The sequence below is a fragment of the Aquamicrobium terrae genome (genome assembly GCF_052978165.1).
Genome location: NZ_JBRKLZ010000002.1, coordinates 13,949 through 30,743 on the forward strand (window position 1 = coordinate 13,949; position 16,795 = coordinate 30,743).

Here is a 16,795-nt window from a genome sequence, read left to right on the forward strand (position 1 = left end):
TGCCAACTGCTCGAGGGTCACGCAGAGGTTGGCGACTTCCGGGGACGCCTTTTGACTAAGCACCCTGATTAGTCGCTTGTCGGCGGTGACGAACCGCCACTTCCGGGCTGCCGCCAGACTGACGTAAATGCAGTCGTAGGCCGGATGATCTATATCTACTGCCAGAACGGTTGCGGTTGCGAGTAATCCACGCATGCCGAATAGTTCAATGTCACTTTGTTCTAGGGTCCGGACTCACTACAGCCACCATATGACGGCGGCGGCGAGGCTGATAGCGCCCATGAAGTTTTTGACGTTGCGGTCGAAACGGGTTGCGATGCGTCGCCAGTCTTTGAAGCGGCAGAACATGCGCTCGACAATGTTGCGCTGCTTGTAGACAGCGCGGTCATAGTCGTACTGGACCTTACGGTTCTTGCGGGGCGGAATGACGGGCTCGGTGCCACGCTCGACCAGCCATTCCCGTAGCGCCTGGCTATCATATCCTTTGTCAGCGACGAGTTCGGCGGACGGCGGCATCGCCTCGATACAAAGCTGTGCGACCTTGCAATCGTGCACGTTTGCGGGCGTCAGGAGCAGGACGCAGGGGCGGCCCTTCTCGTCACAGACGGCATGGAGCTTGGTGTTTCGTCCGCCTTTCGTGCGGCCGATACCATGGGCCAAGGCCCCCCTTTTCCGCCACCCGCACAGCGGTGGACCTTGATGCAGGAGCTATCGATAAACAACCGGTCCGGCGCATCTGCTGCTCCCGCCAGCGCGCTGAATATGCCCTCCCATATGCCGCGTTCGGACCAGCGAACGAACCGGTTATAAAGCGTCTTCTTCGGTCCATAGACATCGGCGCAGTCGGCCCAACGGCCGCCGCAGCGCAGAGCATGGACGATGCCACTCAGCACACGGCGATCATCTACGCGAGGCTTGCCGCGCACGTCGGTCGGAAGCAGCGGCTCGATCCGAGCCCACTGCGTATCGGAAAACCAAAAGAAATCACCCATATAACCGCCTCCTCGATGAGGCAGTGAATCACGATCTGGCTGGCAGGGGGAACCCCGTTATTGGGTCCGGACCCTAATAGCTTGGCAGCAAGCTTTGCCTCTTCGTGGTTGAGCTCACTCCGCTGAACTTTCTTCCAGAGGATATTCGCGCATTCCACCGTGGAACACGATGCCGCTCCAACGCCCCCTTTACCCCAGTATCGTCATGTGAGCCTGGGATCAAGCGGCTAGGCACTGCGCACTGTCCCAGCAGCAGGCATGCCAGGACGGACAGCGCATGAGCCGGCCAACGAGACAGTCATGATCACTTGCGCGATACTACTGAGTAGTATATCGTGAGTCCGAAGGAGATCCGCGATGAGTGTCAAAGCATCAATCTCGTTAACGGAATCCCAGGACGCCTTTGTTCGCAGTCTTGTGGCCGAGGGACGGTTTTCCAGCGTGAGCGCAGCGATCCAGCATGGACTGGAGATGTTGCGTGATGAAACGGAAGCGCGACGATCGCACACTGAAGCATTGAAAATGCTGCTCGCCGAGCGGCGAGCTGGCAAATTCGTGAGCCTGGAAGAAGGTCGCCGACGGACTTTGGCGATGATCGACAGGAAAAAGGCCGAGTATGGTCTTTCGGATTGAACGGTCTGAAGCTGCATCGGCCGATCTGGAGCTGATTTTCGATTTTCTCATCACTGCCGGGCTCGATTTTGGCGAGGATCGAGAGACGGCCTTTGAGCACGCATCAAATCGTGTTGGCGAGATCGAGCGAGCCATGGGGCGAATAGCAGATGCACCGTTTCAGGGCACACTTCGTCCTGAACTTGGAGCAGGCATTCGCAACGTCACAAAACATCGGGCCGTCATCTATTTCGAAGTCTTGGAAGACAAGAGCCTCATCAGGGTTCTGGCTATATTCTTCGGCGGTCAGGATCACCAGCACCGCATGCTGGCAAGGATGCTGGGTGTCGGCAAGGCATGATCGCTCCCAAGCAGGCAAGCGTTGCCGTCGGCGTGATGCTGCCGTCTTGCTTGTATCTTTTTGAGCCGTCCTGTCACTTGGCTTGAACAATCACTGTTGATTTCCGCCGAGAGCTGATCCGGGATTGAGGGATTTTACGGTCGCGGTCGAGTAGCTCAGCCATTTGGCTTTCGCCCTCACAGATCCGGGCGGGCGGATTTCCCGCACCCGGCTCTTCCCGAGAGTAACCCGCGTCATATCCGTGCCTGCGCCCAAGTGCGAGTGATGCGCGGAGTGGGCAGGCGGAAGCGTGCCGTCAGGGTCTCGAACTCCGGCCAGCCCATGCGCCTACTCTTTTGGCTTCGCCGTCTCAGACAGCGTAGCCATATTCGGCGCACTTCCCGGTAGAATCCTTTGAGCGCAGGGTAGTTGTGCGGCCTGCCGTAGTAGCCGTAGTGTCCACGCAGAACGGCGGCGAACCACTCGTGTTGCATGGCCAGTGGCGCGTGCATGAACCGCCAAGCCTCCTTGCGCAACACCGTCAGCTTACGCGTCAGGAGTTTCCCTTCCGTTTTGTGCTTCACGATGAACCGGCCGTCCCGGGTCCGCCCACAATAGTGGATGAAGCCCAGAAAGGCGAAGGTCTCAGCGCGAAAGCATGCACGCCGCTGACCTGCTCGCACAGAGGCTGGGATGACAGTTCAGGGTCAGTTGAAGGCAATGTTGAAGGACGTCGCCGAGACGCTCGGCGATGAGCTACGCGCGCGCCTGGTCTTCGTCGGCGGCTGCACGACGGCACACGGTTCTCGAATGTACGAACCATTCCCTTACCGGCCATCGGGCCGAAGGTTTTTAGCGTGCTTCGGATCCGATTGGAGAGATCGATAGATACACCCATCAGCTGCGCACGAGCCCCGACGAGATGGCGAACGGCGTGAGCGGCGAAACTCTTGACACGTGCCTCGCGATACCAGCCGGTGCGCACCAGCTGCGCCAAGGTCTCGGCATCTCGGGCATCTGTTTTGTTCCGCTGCAAGGCTGTAGCGGCACGAGCATGGCGCGCGTCCAAGCATACGATGGGAAGGCCAAGAGCTTTGCAAGTACGACAGAGCCAGGGCGTCAGAGGTCCAGTTTCCAATCCAACGCGAACCAGATCGGGGGCATGGCGGCGAAGCGTAGTGGTCAGCACTTCGGGATCACTTGCCCGCTTGCCGCGCCAGACTGTGGCGCCTGTTTCGTCAATGATGTGGATGGCCGTTTCGCTGTTCGAAACGTCAAGTGCAGCGTAGTGGGGCATGCTATTCCTCCGTCTCAAAAGTTGACGCAGTCATCTGACCGCATCGTGCCCCCTTCGTCAGCCTCAATGAAATTCGCCTGCCGCCGGGTCGCGATCAGCGCATGTCGAACGCTTCTTCGCCTGGATCAGTCGCAACCGACGCTTCTGGAAGGACGCCGAGGCCACCATCGGATCCGCCACCGCATTCCTCTACGCCGCAGCCGTCATGATCCTCGTCAAGCGCATCGCCCGAAACTCATGAGCAGTTTCGGTACGGACTCTTAATGCGAACAACCCTTGAACACCTGTGAGCAGGCGAGATCTCGTGATCGGAAATTCAGTGTGAACCGGATGCCAACTGCTCGAGGGTCACGCAGAGGTTGGCGACTTCCGGGGACGCCTTTTGACTAAGCACCCTGATTAGTCGCTTGTCGGCGGTGACGAACCGCCACTTCCGGGCTGCCGCCAGACTGACGTAAATGCAGTCGTAGGCCGGATGATCTATATCTACTGCCAGAACGGTTGCGGTTGCGAGTAATCCACGCATGCCGAATAGTTCAATGTCACTTTGTTCTAATAGCTTGGCAGCAAGCTTTGCCTCTTCGTGGTTGAGCTCACTCCGCTGAACTTTCCTCCAGAGGATGTTTGCGCATTCCACTGTGAGCAGCTCGGGTGCTGCGAAGCGATAGTCCCGCCGTAAGCCAAGGGCGAAAGGGGTTCCTTCTTCCTCGACAACCCATTTTATCGCGATGCTGGCATCAATTATGATTGTTTCAGTCACCGCTCGTCACGTCCTTCGCGCTGAAGGACTTCTGAGGGCGTCTGCTTCCGCCGGGCGCTCAACCGCCGCAACTGTGCCGCCAGTTCATCGAAAGAAGGCTCGATTTCCGTTTCCAATGCCTGCCTGAGAATCTCGCGATGTTCAGCTTCAGCCGAACGCCCATGTCGCGCGGCCCGAGTTTTGAGCTTGGCAATTAAGTCGTCGTCCAGATTACGAACGTGCAGATTCCCGGCCATCTGGTTCTCCTTGATCTCATTGAGCACAATGATAGCATTGTGCTCAATGAGATCAAGGTTTCGGGAAAGGGAGGAGGAAAGGAAAAATCTCTTCGCGGCTTAATAAACCCGGCAACGCTTCGCTCAATCGCAACCACCGCGATCTGCTGTCCTTCGCTGGGCCGTGATCTCCGCTTGTCGGGCTAGGCAGCAATGCGAAGGTTACTGGATGGGCCAAAGAGCCTGCTTCGAGTCAATGCAACGTTCGGCCTTGTGAAACTCGATAAAGCACGATCGCTGCTTGCAGCCATCAGTGCGGACAGATCCTTGAAGCCCTCAAGGAAAACACCGCCAAGCTCAATAGATTACAGATTTGTTTCCCCTGCGCTTTTTCCTGAATCGTTTCCTCACGGGTCCGGCTTTCGAAAGGCTGCACAGACCCAGTCTGTCCCACTCGCAGGTTTCGAATGTCAACCACCAAGAATGCCGACGAAACCGGTGAGGTGCAGCCAACCGGATTCAATACCGCCAGGACCAGCTACGAGACCCGGTCGGCAGCACAGCTCAACCTGATGCTCGTGCGGCACTCCCGCGCCCGCCCATCCAGCGCTCAATGCGGGTGGAGGCGAGTTGGAGCAGGATCACGAGCACCACATAGAGAAGTGCGGCAAGCACATAGGCCTCGAGGTTGCGGAAGGTCGCGGATGCCACCATCTGGGCGTTGCGCATCAGTTCGGTGACGCCGATCACCGATGCCAGCGACGTGCCCTTCAGGATGATGATGAATTCGTTGCAAAGCGTTGGAAACGCCGTGCGGAAGGCCTGCGGCAGGATGATGCGGCGCATGGCCTTCGGATAGGTCATACCGATGGACCGGGCCGCTTCCATCTGGTCGGCGGGTATCGACAGGATCGAGGCACGCACGATCTCTGCCACATAGGCGCCGGCATTGACGGAGAAGGCGAGCGTGGCCGCCAGCAGTCGATTGTCCAGCGGCGAAAAGATCGCGATCAGCACGTCGCTCTCCATCGCCACCGCCCATGCAGGCAGACCGAAATAGACGATGTAGAGCAGGACCAGCGGCGGCACGGCCCTGAAGACCGCGACGTAGCTGATGGTCAGGTATCTGAGGACGGGGTTCTGCGACAGCCGGCCCATCGCCACGGCGACGCCAATGACCAGCGCTCCCGTCATGGCGGCCACCGTCAGCGCAAGGCCCACCAGTGCGCCCTTCAGGTACAAGGGCAAATATGCGATGGCGAAATCGATCATTTTCCCAGGCTCGCTGCGATGAATGCCGCAATCCTCGGGGTGGGCGGCTCCTCGAAGAAAACGGATGTCGGAAGGTCGGCGACAATTCTGCCGGTCTCCATGAACACGATGCGGTCGGCCGCCTCGCGCGCGAACCTCAGCTCGTGCGTGACCACCAGCATCGTTCTCTTTTCATCCGACAGCCGCCGCATCACTGCCAGCACCTCGCCGACCAGTTCGGGGTCCAGCGCGGAAGTCGCCTCGTCGAACAGCAGCAGCAAAGGTTCCATGCAGAGCGCCCGTGCTATGCCGACCCGCTGCTGCTGGCCTCCGGAAAGCTCCGCCGGATAGGCATCCGCCTTGGCGCTCATACCCACGGAACCCAGAACCGCCATGGCGCGCTCGGTCGCGACCTGGCGCGGCTGGCGCAGCACCTGCACCGGCCCCTCGATCAGGTTTTCCAGCACGGATTTATGCGGAAACAAGGCAAAGCGCTGGAAGACCATTCCGGTCTTCTGGCGCTTGAGGCTGATTTCCGCATCGCTTTGCAGCTTCAATCCCGCTGCCGTCTTGCGGTAGCCGACGAGGTCGCCGTCGACGATGACCTCGCCCCGGTCGTACGGGACGAGGAAGTTGACGCAGCGCAGCAGCGTGGTCTTTCCCGAGCCGCTGGGACCGATGATGGCGACGGTCTGCCCGCGCTCCACATCGAGATCGATGTCCTTCAGCACCTCGACGTTGCCATAGGACTTGCCAAGCCCACGGATGCGCAGCACCGGACGGTTTTCACTGGTGTCGTGCAACGGGAAGACCTTTCTTACCTGCCGCGCCGGTCATACGCGCTCATTGCGGTATGCTGGAGGCGTTTCCGAACCATTTGACGGCAATGGCCTCCAGGGAACCGTCCGCCTTCATGGCGGCAATCGCCTCGTTGATCTGGCGCAGGCCCTCAGTCTCATCCTTCCGCAACGCTATGCCGTTCAGCTTCACGTCGTCGCTCAAGGGCTTTTCGACGATATGGAGCTTGTCCTTGAATTGGTGAGCGGCAATGAAGGAGCCATTGACGCTCTCGACCACCACCACATCCAGCCTGCCGAGCATCAGGTCGTTGTAGGCGTCCACCACGGTGTTGTAGGTAACCGGCTCGACTCCTTCGGCCTTCTCCAGAAGCGTGGCCGCGGCAGTGCTGACCATCACGCCGGTGCGCAGGCTCTTGAGATCGTCGAGCGTGACCGCCTGTTTTTCGGCTCCGGTTTTCACCACCGCCACGATGGTTTGCTGCATGATGGGATCGGAGAAATTGACGATCTGCTGCCGTTCCTCGGTGATCACCATATTGGTGATGGCGTCAATCTTCTTCGCCTGCAACGCCGGAATAATGCCATCCCAGGCCATGCCCTCATATTTGACGGGAATGTCCAGATGCTTTCCAAGCGCATTGGCGAAGTCAACGTCGAAGCCGACGATCAGGCCGCTTTCATCGACGAACGAGATCGGGCGGAAATGCGGGTCCGCGCCGACGGTCAGCGATGTGAACTTCTCCTGCGCCTGAGCGGGCGCGAACGAGAAGGCCGCTAGCAGGCATGCGCCTGCGAGTCCCGCGAGATTACGAAGTCGAAAGCTCATTTTCCTTCCTCCCATTGGTTGTCATTGTTTTCCTGCTATCGAAGTCGATCGAGACAATCATGGCCCTTGAAGCGGGCAACACCTCGATCCTGTCGCCGCGACCGATCACGGTCGCGGAATCGAACTGCTCGATGACCAGCGGCCCCGTGCCCTGCCATCCCACCGGCAGGTCCTGACGCCGGTAGACCGGGCACTCGACCTCCTCGTTCTCGTCCAGCCAGATGGCTCGGAACCCGACCGGCGCGATTTCGGCTTCCGCCGAGGCCTGTTCCTGGCCTCCGAAGGAAGCTCTCGGCCTGCTGATCTTGAGGCGCAGATTGACCAGTTCCACGGGCGCGCTGTCGGAAGCATGGCCATAGCGCTTCAGATGCTCGGCGACGAACAGCTTGCGGCTAGCCTCGAGCCCCTGGAGATCGGGGCTGGACAGGGACACCGTCAGGGCGTGCGACTGCCCCACATAACGCAGATCGACCAGCCAGCGCGTATCCAGCTCGTCACCTTCGAACCCGTCCCCGGCGACACGCGACATCAACTGGCCGGCAAGCTCGCCGGTGATGTCGGCCAGATCGTCCGCGTCCACCTGCGCCAGCGGCTTCAACCATGTGCGCTGCGCATCATAGGCAATGTCGACCGCGGCGATGCCATGGGCGGAAAACACGCCGCAATAATAGGGGATCAGGACCCTGGACATCTCCAGCGACCGGGCCACCTCGATCGCGTGCAGCGGGCCGGCGCCGCCGAAGGCCACGAGCAGCATATTGCGCGGATCGTCGCCTCTTTCGGTGGAAATGGCTCGCACTGCCTTGACGATGTTGGCCGTGGTGACTCGCAGGATGCCATGCGCGGCGCGTTGCCAGCTCGTCGCCAGCGGCGCGGCGAGTTCCTTCTCGATTGCGGCGATCGCGGCGGGACGGTCCAGCCGGAACTCGCCGCCCAGCATGCTGCGCTCGCCCAGGCGGTTGAGCGCGACATGAGCGTCCGTGACGGTGGGCTGGGTCCCGCCCCGGCCATAGGACACCGGACCAGGATCGGAGCCCGAGCTGCGGGGGCCGACCTTGAGCAGGCCGGTCGCGTCCATATGCGCGATGGAGCCGCCCCCGGCCCCGATCGTCTCGATCTCGGCCGAGGCGATCGCCACCGGATAGCCGCCGATCACGCGCTCGTCGGTCACGGTGATCTCGGCGTTATGCAGGACAGCGAGATCCGAGCTGGTGCCGCCGACATCGAGGGTCAGGACGGATTCGAACCCGTGCTGGCGGGCGAGATCGCGCGTGCCGACCACACCGCCCGCGGGGCCGGACATGGCGCATTTGATCGGGAAGCGGGCAGCCTCGGAAAATGTGAGGCATCCGCCAGCCGATCCCATGATGTAGGTCCTGGCTATGCCGCCGTCATTGACCTTGCCGAGACCGTCGAGAAAGCGGGACATCACCGGAATGGAAGCCGCATTGAGTGCCGTCGCCGCCGTGCGCTCATATTCGCGGAATACCGGCAGTACCTCGGACGAGATGGAGACCGGAACGCCGAGTTCCGTCAGCCGCTCGCGTGCCGCGGCCTCATGCTCGGAATCGACATAGGAATAGAGGAAGCTGACGGCGATCGCCTCCACCCCGGCGCTCCGCACCTCCTCGATGCAGCGTTCCAGATATTCCAGGTCGAGGGGCTTCAGCACCGCTCCGGTATGGTCCAGCCGCTCGGGAATATCGAAGCGCAGGTTACGCGGCGCAACCACCGGCGCCCTGCGCTTGTGCAGATCGTAGGACGACGGCCGGGTCATGCGCGCAATCTCGATCACATCCCGGAAACCCTCGGTCGTAAAAAGGGCGGTCTTCGCCAACTGTCCCTCAAGCAAGGCATTGGTGACGACCGTCGTTCCGATCACCAGCGAGGCGATGTCGGAAAGCTGCCGGTCCATCTCCTGCACGAGCTGGCGCAGGGCGGCGAAAATGTCCTCGCCCTGCCTGCCTTTCCTGTGCAGGACCTTGCCGATGCGCGTGCGGCCGGTTTCCGGATCGGCCAGCACGATATCGATGAACGTTCCGCCGACATCCGCGGCTGCCAGAAGATGCGGCATGCTCAACTCCGTTCTTCCATGAGTGCGGCCAGAGGCTCGCTCTGCGCCCTCATGCCGTAACCGAGGACTTCGTCCAGCGCCCCTTCGCTGTCGGGGCGCAAGGACGGATCGCCATAGCCACCGCCGCCGGCGGTTTCGATGGTGACGAGCGCCTCGGCCGGAACGGAAGCCTCCGTGAAACGCATAACCGTCTGACACTGCCCATCCGCATAGTCGATCGTTGCCGTGGTCGGCTTTCCGCGGTGGCCGCCATAAAGGCCGTTCGGTCCATTGGCCGGCATGCTGATCTGGAAAGAGCAGCGCACCGGGGAAAGCATGCGGAAGGCGCGTCGCAGGCCGAAACCGCCGCGATACCGGCCCGCGCCAGCCGAGCCCTCGACCAACTCGTAGCGCTCTATACGAACGGGAAGGCTCGTTTCCAGCACCTCGACCGGTGTGTCGTGCAAGTTGGCGACCGGCGGGATCATGCCGCTCTCGCCATCGGCGACCGAACTGGCGCCGGAGCCGCCGCCCAGGGCTTCGCCATAGGCGAACAGCCTGTGGGTTGCCGGATGAACGCCGCCGAAAGAGAACACGCCCCCGCCGCCCGTCCCGGCAAGGACCTTCTCCGGGACGATATCCGCCAGCGCGGACATGAGCGCATCGAAGGTGTGGTAGGAGACCTGCGTCGCGGCGGAAATAGCACAGGGAAAGCGCGGATTCACGATGCTGCCTTCGGGTATGACGACATCGATGTCGCGATACATGCCCGCATTGGCGGCTATGCCTTCGGCAATGGTGATGCGCACCGCCATGTAGACACAGGCAAGCGTGTTGGCCAGGCAGGAATTGAACGGACTGAGAGTCTGGGCTCCGGTGCCGGTAAAATTCACCAGCAGCCTGCCGTCGCGCTTGCGGACCGTCACACGGATAGGAATGCCTTCGCCGCCGAAATCCGCCAGCGACTCGCCTTCCCACAAACGGTCGGGAAGCGCCTCGACGCGTTTTCTGAAGGCGGTTTGCGAAAGCTCGATGATCCGGGAAATCGCAAAATCCAGATCGCCAACGCTGTGCTTCCGGGAAAGCTCGTCGAGCCGGTTCTGGGCGACGACGACGGACGCCACCTGCGCGCCGAGGTCCGCCTGCCTCTCTTCCGGAAGACGGGAATTCGCACGGATGATCCGCTCGACGCCGGATTGCAGGACGCCGCCGTCCACCAGCTTGACGGGGGGAATGCGTAGCCCTTCGTGGAATATCTCGGTCGCGTTTGCCGGCATGCTGCGCGGCGCCATGCCGCCGACATCCGTGTGATGGGCCATGCTGGCCGCGAATCCGACAAGCTCGCCACCAGCAAAAAGCGGCCCGGCGACGATAAAATCCGGGAGATGGTTGGCCCCGTGATAAGGGTCGTTGACCAGAAACACATCGCCGGGGCGCGCGTCCTGCGCTGGGAAGTCCTGCAATATGTGAGACAGCGCATTCGCCATGACCCCGAGGTGGATGGGAATATGCTCGGCCTGAACGGCCATTTCCCCGTCACGACTGTAAAGGCAGCACGAACAGTCCCGCCGCTCCTTGATGTTGGGCGAGTGGCTCGAACGCACCAGCGCCTCGGCCATTTCCTCGCAGATCGACTGGAGACTGCTGCGGATCAGCTCGATCTCGATCCCGTCCAGCGAGCTGGACGCCTGGCGCGCATGGCGGCTGTGTTCTGGAACTGGAGCTTGCATGGACCTGTATTTGTCTCGAAAGCGTTGCCCGGCATTATGAGCGATGCTACAAGTCCATCAATATGAAATTGGTTCACATATATGGACAATCAGGTCAAAAGCGCAGCCAGGATTCTGGAACTGCTCGAACTGCTGGGGAGGGCGACCAGGCCCGTTTCGCTCAAGAACGTCACCGATGAGCTCGGCTACCCGAAGAGCAGCGCGCATATGCTCATGGGAACGCTGGTGGCACGCGGTTACGCGGTGCGCGACGAGAACGACAGGTTCCAGCTCAACCCGGCTCACCGCAACGGTCCGGGCTGGGTGACGGGGCCGCATGCGCACCTGATAGAAGTCGCCACCCCGGTTCTCGGCATGCTCCGCGACCGTAGCGGCGAGACGGTCATGCTCGGCGTGCTCAACCGGGATCTTCGGCTGCGCACCATCGCCACCTGCGTCGGCAAACAGGCCGTCCGCTACGACTCTCCCCTTTCCGGCAGCATACCTTCCTATTGCACCGCCATGGGAAGGATGATGCTGGCCGCCCGGCCGGCACGGGAGGTCGATCGCTATCTCGCGGGCGAACGCATCATAGCCCATACCCCCCATACCGTGATCGACAAGGGAATGCTGAAACAGATGATCGTGCAGGCGGGCCAGGACGGCTATGCCGTGTCGGATCAGGAAATGGACATAGGCGGCTCCGGCGTCGCCGCACCCGTTACCGACGCCTCAGGCAAGATCATCGCCGCCCTGGACGTCGCGGCCGTCTCCAGCCGATTTCACATCGACCGCGACAGGATCATTACCGAGGTCTGCAAGCACGCGCGCATGCTGAGCAAGAACCTCGGCTTCCACGGATGAATGGAAGCGGCTGTGGGACTGCGGCGATTAGCGGTCAGTCAGCCCACAAAACCACCACGCCTTTCGATCCGGGGGCAACGAACTACGAGCTGAGAATTCTCCGGTTTTCCATCCGTGCCCAGAAATAAACGGTCGATGGAATGAGCAGGATGAGCGTCACAACCACTATAAACGCGATCCATCCGATGCTCTTCATCTTGCTGTAGACGAACACGCACAGGACAATCGAGGTCGGGAAGATGATCGGCCACATGCCGCCACTTCAGTTCCTGAGTGGGCACTGAGTTTACGCCACTTCCCGCCACAAGCGTCTGTAGCAACCGGGACTTCGATCCCATGATACGAACCTCGCCCTCCGCGACCTCGACGCGCTGCGCGAGCGCGCGAAGGTGGTCGCGGAGACAACCGCCCGCCCGATGGACGAGATGCCGGGAGCGAGGCCGATGCCGCCGAACGGCTAGACGCGGTAGTGCTGACCATCGCCCGCCTGATCGGCAGGCGGATGGCGCGCGAGGACTTCGAGAAGGCCATGCGCGCCGCCAACGACAATGACGCGCCATCGGAGGAAGAAAGAACATGATGCCTCGCGCTCGCTCCCATCAGGGCCGGATGATGTATCAACGCTGTTGACACCCATCGCGCGGCGCACTACTGTATCGACACTATAGATACAGGAGGCAAGGCCATGCAAGTGAACATCAAGAAATGGGGCAATAGCGCCTCTGTTCGGATTCCGCATTCGGTGATGACCGCCGCCAACCTGCATGTCGATCAGGCGGTGGAGGTGCGCGAGGAAGATGGCCGGATCGTCATCGAACCCGTCCAGAGCCTTTCCTATGATCTGGACAAGCTGTTGGCCGGGATGACGCCCGACACCTTCCATGACGAGGTTGATTTCGGCGCTCCGGTCGGCAAGGAAGTCTGGTGATGGCCGCATGGGTGCCTGACAGCGGCGACATCGTGTGGGTCAACTTCGATCCACAGGCCGGGCACGAGCAGGCCGGCCATCGCCCCGCTCTGGTGCTGTCGCCCGCCCGCTACAACGGGATGCGGGGCATGATGTTGTGCTGCCTGCTGACGACGAAGCTCAAAGGTTATCCCTTCGAAGTCGTCATCAGCCAGAACCCGCCAAGCGCCATTCTGGCCGATCAGATCAAGAACCTTGATTGGCGCGCTCGCAAGGCCAGACGCAAAGGCGAGGTAACTGCCGCCGTGCTGGCCGATGTTCGCGCCAAGCTCAAGGCATTGCTTCAAATCTAGGGAGACCGCCATGCTTCGCATTGCTCTTTACGCCCGCTATTCGTCCGAGAACCAGCGCGATGCGTCCATTGAGGATTAGTTGCGCCAGTGCCGCGAGCGTGCGGCGCGCGAGGGCTGGACGGTGGTGGAGACCTGTTCCGACCGCGCCATCTCCGGTTCTTCCATGATCCGGGCGGGCATTCAGGCGCTTATGGCCGACGCGCAAGCGGGGCGCTTCGACATGGTGCTGTCCGAGGCGCTGGACCGCATCAGCCGCGATCAGGAAGACGTGGCCGCCGTGTTCAAGCGCCTGCGTTTCACCGGCGTCCCCATCATCACTCTCCGAAGGCGAGATCAACGAGCTTCATGTCGGCCTGAAAGGCACGATGAACGCCCTGTTCATCAAAGACCTCGCCATCAAGACCCATCGCGGCCAGCGCGGGCGCGTGGAGGCAGGAAAGGCAGGCAGCGGCAAGGCAGCTTATGGCTATCGTGTCGTCCACCAGCTCGACGCTGCTGGCGAACCGATCCGTGGCGAGCGGGCCATTGTCGAGGACGAAGCCGAGATCGTTCGCCGCATTTTCCGCGAATACGCTTCCGGCAGAAGCCCGAAGGAGATCGCATTCCAGTTGAACCGGGAGGGCGTCCTCGGTCCCAAGAAACGCCCGTGGATCGACGCAATGATCCGGGGCAATCCCGCCGACGGCACCGGCATCCTCAACAACGAGCTTTATGCGGGCGTGCTGGCATGGAACCGCCAGAGGTTCATCAAGAACCCCGAGACAGAGACTTGCATATCGCGCGTGAACCCCGAAAGCGAATGGATCAGGAGCGAGGTTCCGCATCTGCGGATCGTGGACGATGCGCTCTGGCAGGCTGTGCGCGAACGCAGGCGCGGCATTTCCGCGATGTTCGCCCCCAACCTCGCCAACACACGCGAAGGTCGGGCCAAGCGGTTGCATCTGACAAACAGGCCCGTCACCCTGCTTTCCGGCCTGCTCACCTGCGGGTGCTGCGGTGGCAGGATCAGCATGGTCATGACCGACCGCTATGCCTGCCGCAACCATCTGCGCAAGGGCATCTGCGACAATGCCCGCACCATCCGCCGCGACGAGATCGAGGCGCGCGCGTGCTGGCGGGATTGAAAGAGAAGCTGGTATCGTCCGAGGCGGTCGCGGAGGCCGTGCGCGCCTATGCCAAGGAAACCAATCGGCTGAACCGTGACCGGCGGGTGCAGGCGGACGCGGACCAGAAGGCGCTCCAGAAGATCGACAAGGCCATTGCCGGGATCATGGCGGCAATCGAGGATGGGCTGTATCAGCCTTCCATGAAGGCGCGGATGAACGAGCTTGAACGCGACAAGGCCGAGATCGCCGCCCGCATGGCACAGGCCCCCGCCGATGTGCCCGATGTGCATCCCAACATCGCCAGCATCTATCGCCGGAACGTGGAGCGGTTCACGGAAGCCCTCAACGATCCCGATGGCGGCAGGCAGGCAGCCGAGGCGCTGCGTTCACTCATTGGTGAGATCGTGCTGACCCCCGGCCCGAAGCGCGGCGAGGTCCATGCCGAGTTGCGCGGAGAGCTTATTGGCATCCTCGCCTTCGCCACCGAGCAGAAGCCCAAGCAGAACATTCGTTTTATGGCGCCAGTTGCATCTTGTGTGTGATGGAAACCAGCTTTACGCCGTTCTTCGCCAGCTTGCGAACATAGAACTCAAGCTCGAAGTGATCGCGAAAGAACCGGCTGAACGAATGAACCACGACCACGTCGAAGGGCGCGGGTTTCGACGTTCCAGCCTCGATCATGCGCTGGCACTCTAGGCGGCGGTCGTTGGTCGCCGATGCGCCGGGTTCATGAAGGTTTCCATCAGTTTCAGGCCGCGTGTCTCGCAGTAGGCTTCGCCCTGCCGCTTCTGATCGGGAATGGAAACATCATACTCGGCCTGCCGCGCCGTCGAAACGCGCAGGTAAAGGGCCGCGCGCAGCGGTACGGTGGAAGCGGTCATGGCGATATCTCCTTTCAATCCGGTCGAACCGAACGGGGCCGCTATTCAGCGGCCTCCCGGATCGCCCCGACGATCCATTCATTCAGGCTCTTGCCCGATGCTGCTGCGGCAATGACTGCTGCGGCATGGTCGTCAGGCGTGAGGCGGACATTGAACTTTCCAGAGAACTTCCGGCGCGGCTCGATGCCCTTCTCCCGGCATATTTCGAGATAAACGGCCAGCGACTTGCGACCTTCCTCGATCAGATCGTGGACGCTCTCGGCATAGAAGTCGGCCCCTCCATTCAGGCCGACAAACTCGCCGCGTAGCATCTGAATCTCGGGGTCGAAAGCGATGACCGCCTTCTCACCATTGATTTCCACGACATTGTTCATGACTTTACTCCGTGTTCGTCCAGCCATTTACGGATGCTGGCAACCGCACCTTTGTCCGTATCCGGTGACGGATGCGGACGATGAAAGACGCGCACTTCACCGAACAGGAACACGCCGACGCGCGAACCTTCCCGCTCGCTGACTTCCGCCCCGAGGCTTACAAATAATGCCTCTATGTGGGCCCAGCGGATCGAACCGTTGACAGGGCGGGCGAAGATCAGTTCCAGCGTGGCTCTGTGACGCTTTTTCATAGAGTATTCAGTATCATTTTTTAGTACCGTTTTCAAGGTCGATCTTGGCCCCGGTATCGGCGGTCCGGTGTCGGGGCCAAAAAGTTCGTCGAACAGGTCGCCGAACCAACGCTCGAACACCTCGATCTCGGCTTCCGTGACCGGAACGGGATCAGGCCAGTCGTCGGTCACGGTCCATGTGGTGAGATCGTGTTTGGGCCGGCCAGCCAGTCGCGGACGGATAAGACGCGCCGGAGAGGATGAAACTGGGAACGTGTATGTCATTGTAACGTCTATCGATTCTTAGCCACGCACACCCCCTGAGTCATTTGGCGGGCGGCTCGGTGACGAAGATCAATTGCGCGCCGGAAGACCACGCCTCCGCCCCTACCGCGAGCGCAACCGCTTCCTCCCGGCTGCGGCCGGTGCCGAGAATACGCTCCAGACGCTCGCGGCGCAGCTTGGGCTGACGCCCCTGATCGGATGGAATCTCATAGCAACGCGGTCGGGATCATCGCGGTCCTCAGAAGCACGAGGCGGCCGGATGGCAGAGCGATTTTCAAAGCCTGCAAACACCCCCTCCAAAACCTCGCCAATGGGAGTCTCCCGGCTCTCCACATGAGCGCGCAGCTTTCCCGCGAGATCGGAGGGGCGTATCGACGCGAGTTCCAGCGGCTCCGAACACAGGTAGGCGCTGCGCGCGTCATAGACGATCTTGTGCGCGCCATCCGGCACGCTATGGGCGTCCAAAGCGCGCCGAATCTCGCCGGGGCTCACGATCAGCGATGATCGGACAACACGCCGGTTTTCAAAGGCATCGAGATAAATTTCCCAATCGTGAAATTTCGGGGCGAGATAGAAAACGTCGGCCCCGTCCTGTTCGGCCTTAAGAAGAAGCTCGAACTGGCCGTCCGGTTCGGCCGTGTCGATATGGTATCGCCAGAACGGTTGCCCGAGAGTCGGACGCGGCCCCGGCACAAACCGGCGCATGGCCTGGCCAAGCTTGAACTGGAGCAGAAGCGGCGTTCCCGGCCGATCGAAGGCCACGTCGAAGCCCAGGCTTGCTTCGTGAAGTAGACTTGGCAGGAACGGTGTTGCCCTCAGCCCTTGTTGCCGCAGCCGCCGCTCGACTTCCCTCGTAACTCCGTATCCATAAGAAAATTCAGATAGGCGCTCATGGAGTTCGACAGGCATAGGGAAGAGCTCGCGGGAAACAGGGGTAGGA

Annotated in this window: 19 protein-coding genes and 4 pseudogenes; 9 read left to right on the forward strand and 14 right to left on the reverse strand. The window is 61.2% G+C overall.

Annotated features, from left to right (window positions below; translation table 11 throughout):
• Positions 1-237 precede the first annotated feature (237 nt).
• A protein-coding gene (locus tag ACVCNR_RS17260) for an IS5 family transposase (protein ID WP_447073368.1) occupies positions 238-992 on the reverse strand; the annotation gives its coding sequence in 2 pieces (ribosomal slippage) (positions 238-657 and positions 660-992; 753 coding nt in all).
• Between the two features lie 357 nt (positions 993-1,349).
• Between ACVCNR_RS17260 and ACVCNR_RS17265 the strand changes: the two genes are divergently transcribed.
• Together ACVCNR_RS17265 and ACVCNR_RS17270 are read left to right on the forward strand one after the other, a co-directional pair.
• A complete protein-coding gene (locus tag ACVCNR_RS17265) occupies positions 1,350-1,625 on the forward strand; it encodes a ribbon-helix-helix domain-containing protein (protein ID WP_447075743.1) in 276 nt (91 codons plus the stop codon).
• The gene (locus tag ACVCNR_RS17270; RefSeq protein WP_354199657.1) at positions 1,609-1,965 is read left to right on the forward strand and encodes a type II toxin-antitoxin system RelE/ParE family toxin; all 357 of its coding nucleotides are present in this window, start codon (positions 1,609-1,611) and stop codon (positions 1,963-1,965) included. Before ACVCNR_RS17265 ends, ACVCNR_RS17270 begins: the two co-directional genes overlap by 17 nt.
• A 775-nt stretch (positions 1,966-2,740) precedes the next feature.
• Here ACVCNR_RS17270 and ACVCNR_RS17275 read toward each other — a convergent pair.
• Positions 2,741-3,241 (reverse strand): annotated as a pseudogene (locus ACVCNR_RS17275) (IS110 family transposase); the annotation flags it as partial.
• A gap of 103 nt (positions 3,242-3,344) precedes the next feature.
• Between ACVCNR_RS17275 and ACVCNR_RS17280 the strand changes: the two are divergent.
• Positions 3,345-3,482, forward strand: a pseudogene (locus tag ACVCNR_RS17280) (IS5/IS1182 family transposase); the annotation flags it as partial.
• Between the two features lie 75 nt (positions 3,483-3,557).
• Here ACVCNR_RS17280 and ACVCNR_RS17285 read toward each other — a convergent pair.
• The 7 genes from ACVCNR_RS17285 to ACVCNR_RS17315 form a co-directional block, all read right to left on the reverse strand.
• Complete coding sequence (locus ACVCNR_RS17285) at positions 3,558-4,001, reverse strand: type II toxin-antitoxin system VapC family toxin (protein WP_447075744.1); 444 nt, start codon at positions 3,999-4,001, stop codon at positions 3,558-3,560.
• Positions 3,998-4,237, reverse strand: a complete 240-nt coding sequence (locus ACVCNR_RS17290) for a FitA-like ribbon-helix-helix domain-containing protein (RefSeq protein ID WP_354199622.1) — start codon at positions 4,235-4,237, stop codon at positions 3,998-4,000. The genes ACVCNR_RS17285 and ACVCNR_RS17290 overlap by 4 nt, the downstream gene beginning before the upstream one ends.
• A 543-nt stretch (positions 4,238-4,780) precedes the next feature.
• A complete protein-coding gene (locus ACVCNR_RS17295) occupies positions 4,781-5,488 on the reverse strand; it encodes an amino acid ABC transporter permease (RefSeq protein WP_447075745.1) in 708 nt (235 codons plus the stop codon).
• Positions 5,485-6,270, reverse strand: coding sequence for an amino acid ABC transporter ATP-binding protein (locus ACVCNR_RS17300; protein WP_447075746.1), 786 nt, complete (start codon positions 6,268-6,270; stop codon positions 5,485-5,487). The genes ACVCNR_RS17295 and ACVCNR_RS17300 overlap by 4 nt, the downstream gene beginning before the upstream one ends.
• A 40-nt stretch (positions 6,271-6,310) precedes the next feature.
• Entirely contained in the window at positions 6,311-7,093 is a 783-nt protein-coding gene (locus ACVCNR_RS17305; RefSeq protein ID WP_354199619.1) for a substrate-binding periplasmic protein, read from the reverse strand.
• Entirely contained in the window at positions 7,074-9,167 is a 2,094-nt protein-coding gene (locus ACVCNR_RS17310; RefSeq protein ID WP_354199618.1) for a hydantoinase/oxoprolinase family protein, read from the reverse strand. The genes ACVCNR_RS17305 and ACVCNR_RS17310 overlap by 20 nt, the downstream gene beginning before the upstream one ends.
• Positions 9,168-9,169: 2 nt before the next feature.
• Positions 9,170-10,876 (reverse strand): hydantoinase B/oxoprolinase family protein, encoded by a 1,707-nt coding sequence (locus ACVCNR_RS17315; RefSeq protein ID WP_354199617.1) that lies wholly within the window; start codon positions 10,874-10,876, stop codon positions 9,170-9,172.
• Between the two features lie 81 nt (positions 10,877-10,957).
• On the opposite strand from ACVCNR_RS17315, the gene ACVCNR_RS17320 reads away from it, so the two are divergent.
• Complete coding sequence (locus ACVCNR_RS17320) at positions 10,958-11,719, forward strand: IclR family transcriptional regulator (RefSeq protein WP_354199616.1); 762 nt, start codon at positions 10,958-10,960, stop codon at positions 11,717-11,719.
• A gap of 82 nt (positions 11,720-11,801) precedes the next feature.
• On the opposite strand, the gene ACVCNR_RS17325 is transcribed toward ACVCNR_RS17320, so the two are convergent.
• Entirely contained in the window at positions 11,802-11,972 is a 171-nt protein-coding gene (locus ACVCNR_RS17325; protein ID WP_447075747.1) for a hypothetical protein, read from the reverse strand.
• A gap of 432 nt (positions 11,973-12,404) precedes the next feature.
• Here ACVCNR_RS17325 and ACVCNR_RS17330 point away from each other — a divergent pair, with 432 nt between their 5' ends.
• From ACVCNR_RS17330 to ACVCNR_RS17350, 5 genes and pseudogenes are all read left to right on the forward strand, one after another.
• Entirely contained in the window at positions 12,405-12,647 is a 243-nt protein-coding gene (locus ACVCNR_RS17330; RefSeq protein ID WP_447075748.1) for an AbrB/MazE/SpoVT family DNA-binding domain-containing protein, read from the forward strand.
• On the forward strand, positions 12,647-12,979 hold the full coding sequence (mazF, locus tag ACVCNR_RS17335; protein WP_447075749.1) for an endoribonuclease MazF: 333 nt from the start codon (positions 12,647-12,649) through the stop codon (positions 12,977-12,979). Before ACVCNR_RS17330 ends, mazF begins: the two co-directional genes overlap by 1 nt.
• A 124-nt stretch (positions 12,980-13,103) precedes the next feature.
• Positions 13,104-13,253 (forward strand): annotated as a pseudogene (locus tag ACVCNR_RS17340) (recombinase family protein); the annotation flags it as partial.
• A gap of 91 nt (positions 13,254-13,344) precedes the next feature.
• Positions 13,345-14,103, forward strand: a complete 759-nt coding sequence (locus ACVCNR_RS17345) for a recombinase family protein (RefSeq protein WP_447075750.1) — start codon at positions 13,345-13,347, stop codon at positions 14,101-14,103.
• Entirely contained in the window at positions 14,088-14,627 is a 540-nt protein-coding gene (locus ACVCNR_RS17350; RefSeq protein WP_447076699.1) for a hypothetical protein, read from the forward strand. The genes ACVCNR_RS17345 and ACVCNR_RS17350 overlap by 16 nt, the downstream gene beginning before the upstream one ends.
• Here ACVCNR_RS17350 and ACVCNR_RS17355 read toward each other — a convergent pair.
• The 4 genes and pseudogenes from ACVCNR_RS17355 to ACVCNR_RS17370 all read right to left on the reverse strand — a co-directional run.
• Positions 14,614-14,966, reverse strand: a pseudogene (locus ACVCNR_RS17355) (recombinase family protein); the annotation flags it as partial. The gene ACVCNR_RS17350 and the pseudogene ACVCNR_RS17355 overlap by 14 nt on opposite strands.
• Before the next feature lie 41 nt (positions 14,967-15,007).
• The gene (locus ACVCNR_RS17360) at positions 15,008-15,340 is read right to left on the reverse strand and encodes a type II toxin-antitoxin system HicB family antitoxin (protein ID WP_447075751.1); all 333 of its coding nucleotides are present in this window, start codon (positions 15,338-15,340) and stop codon (positions 15,008-15,010) included.
• Positions 15,337-15,591, reverse strand: a complete 255-nt coding sequence (locus ACVCNR_RS17365; protein ID WP_447076647.1) for a type II toxin-antitoxin system HicA family toxin — start codon at positions 15,589-15,591, stop codon at positions 15,337-15,339. The genes ACVCNR_RS17360 and ACVCNR_RS17365 overlap by 4 nt, the downstream gene beginning before the upstream one ends.
• A gap of 366 nt (positions 15,592-15,957) precedes the next feature.
• On the reverse strand, positions 15,958-16,764 hold the full coding sequence (locus tag ACVCNR_RS17370; RefSeq protein WP_447075752.1) for a hypothetical protein: 807 nt from the start codon (positions 16,762-16,764) through the stop codon (positions 15,958-15,960).
• Positions 16,765-16,795: the final 31 nt, after the last annotated feature.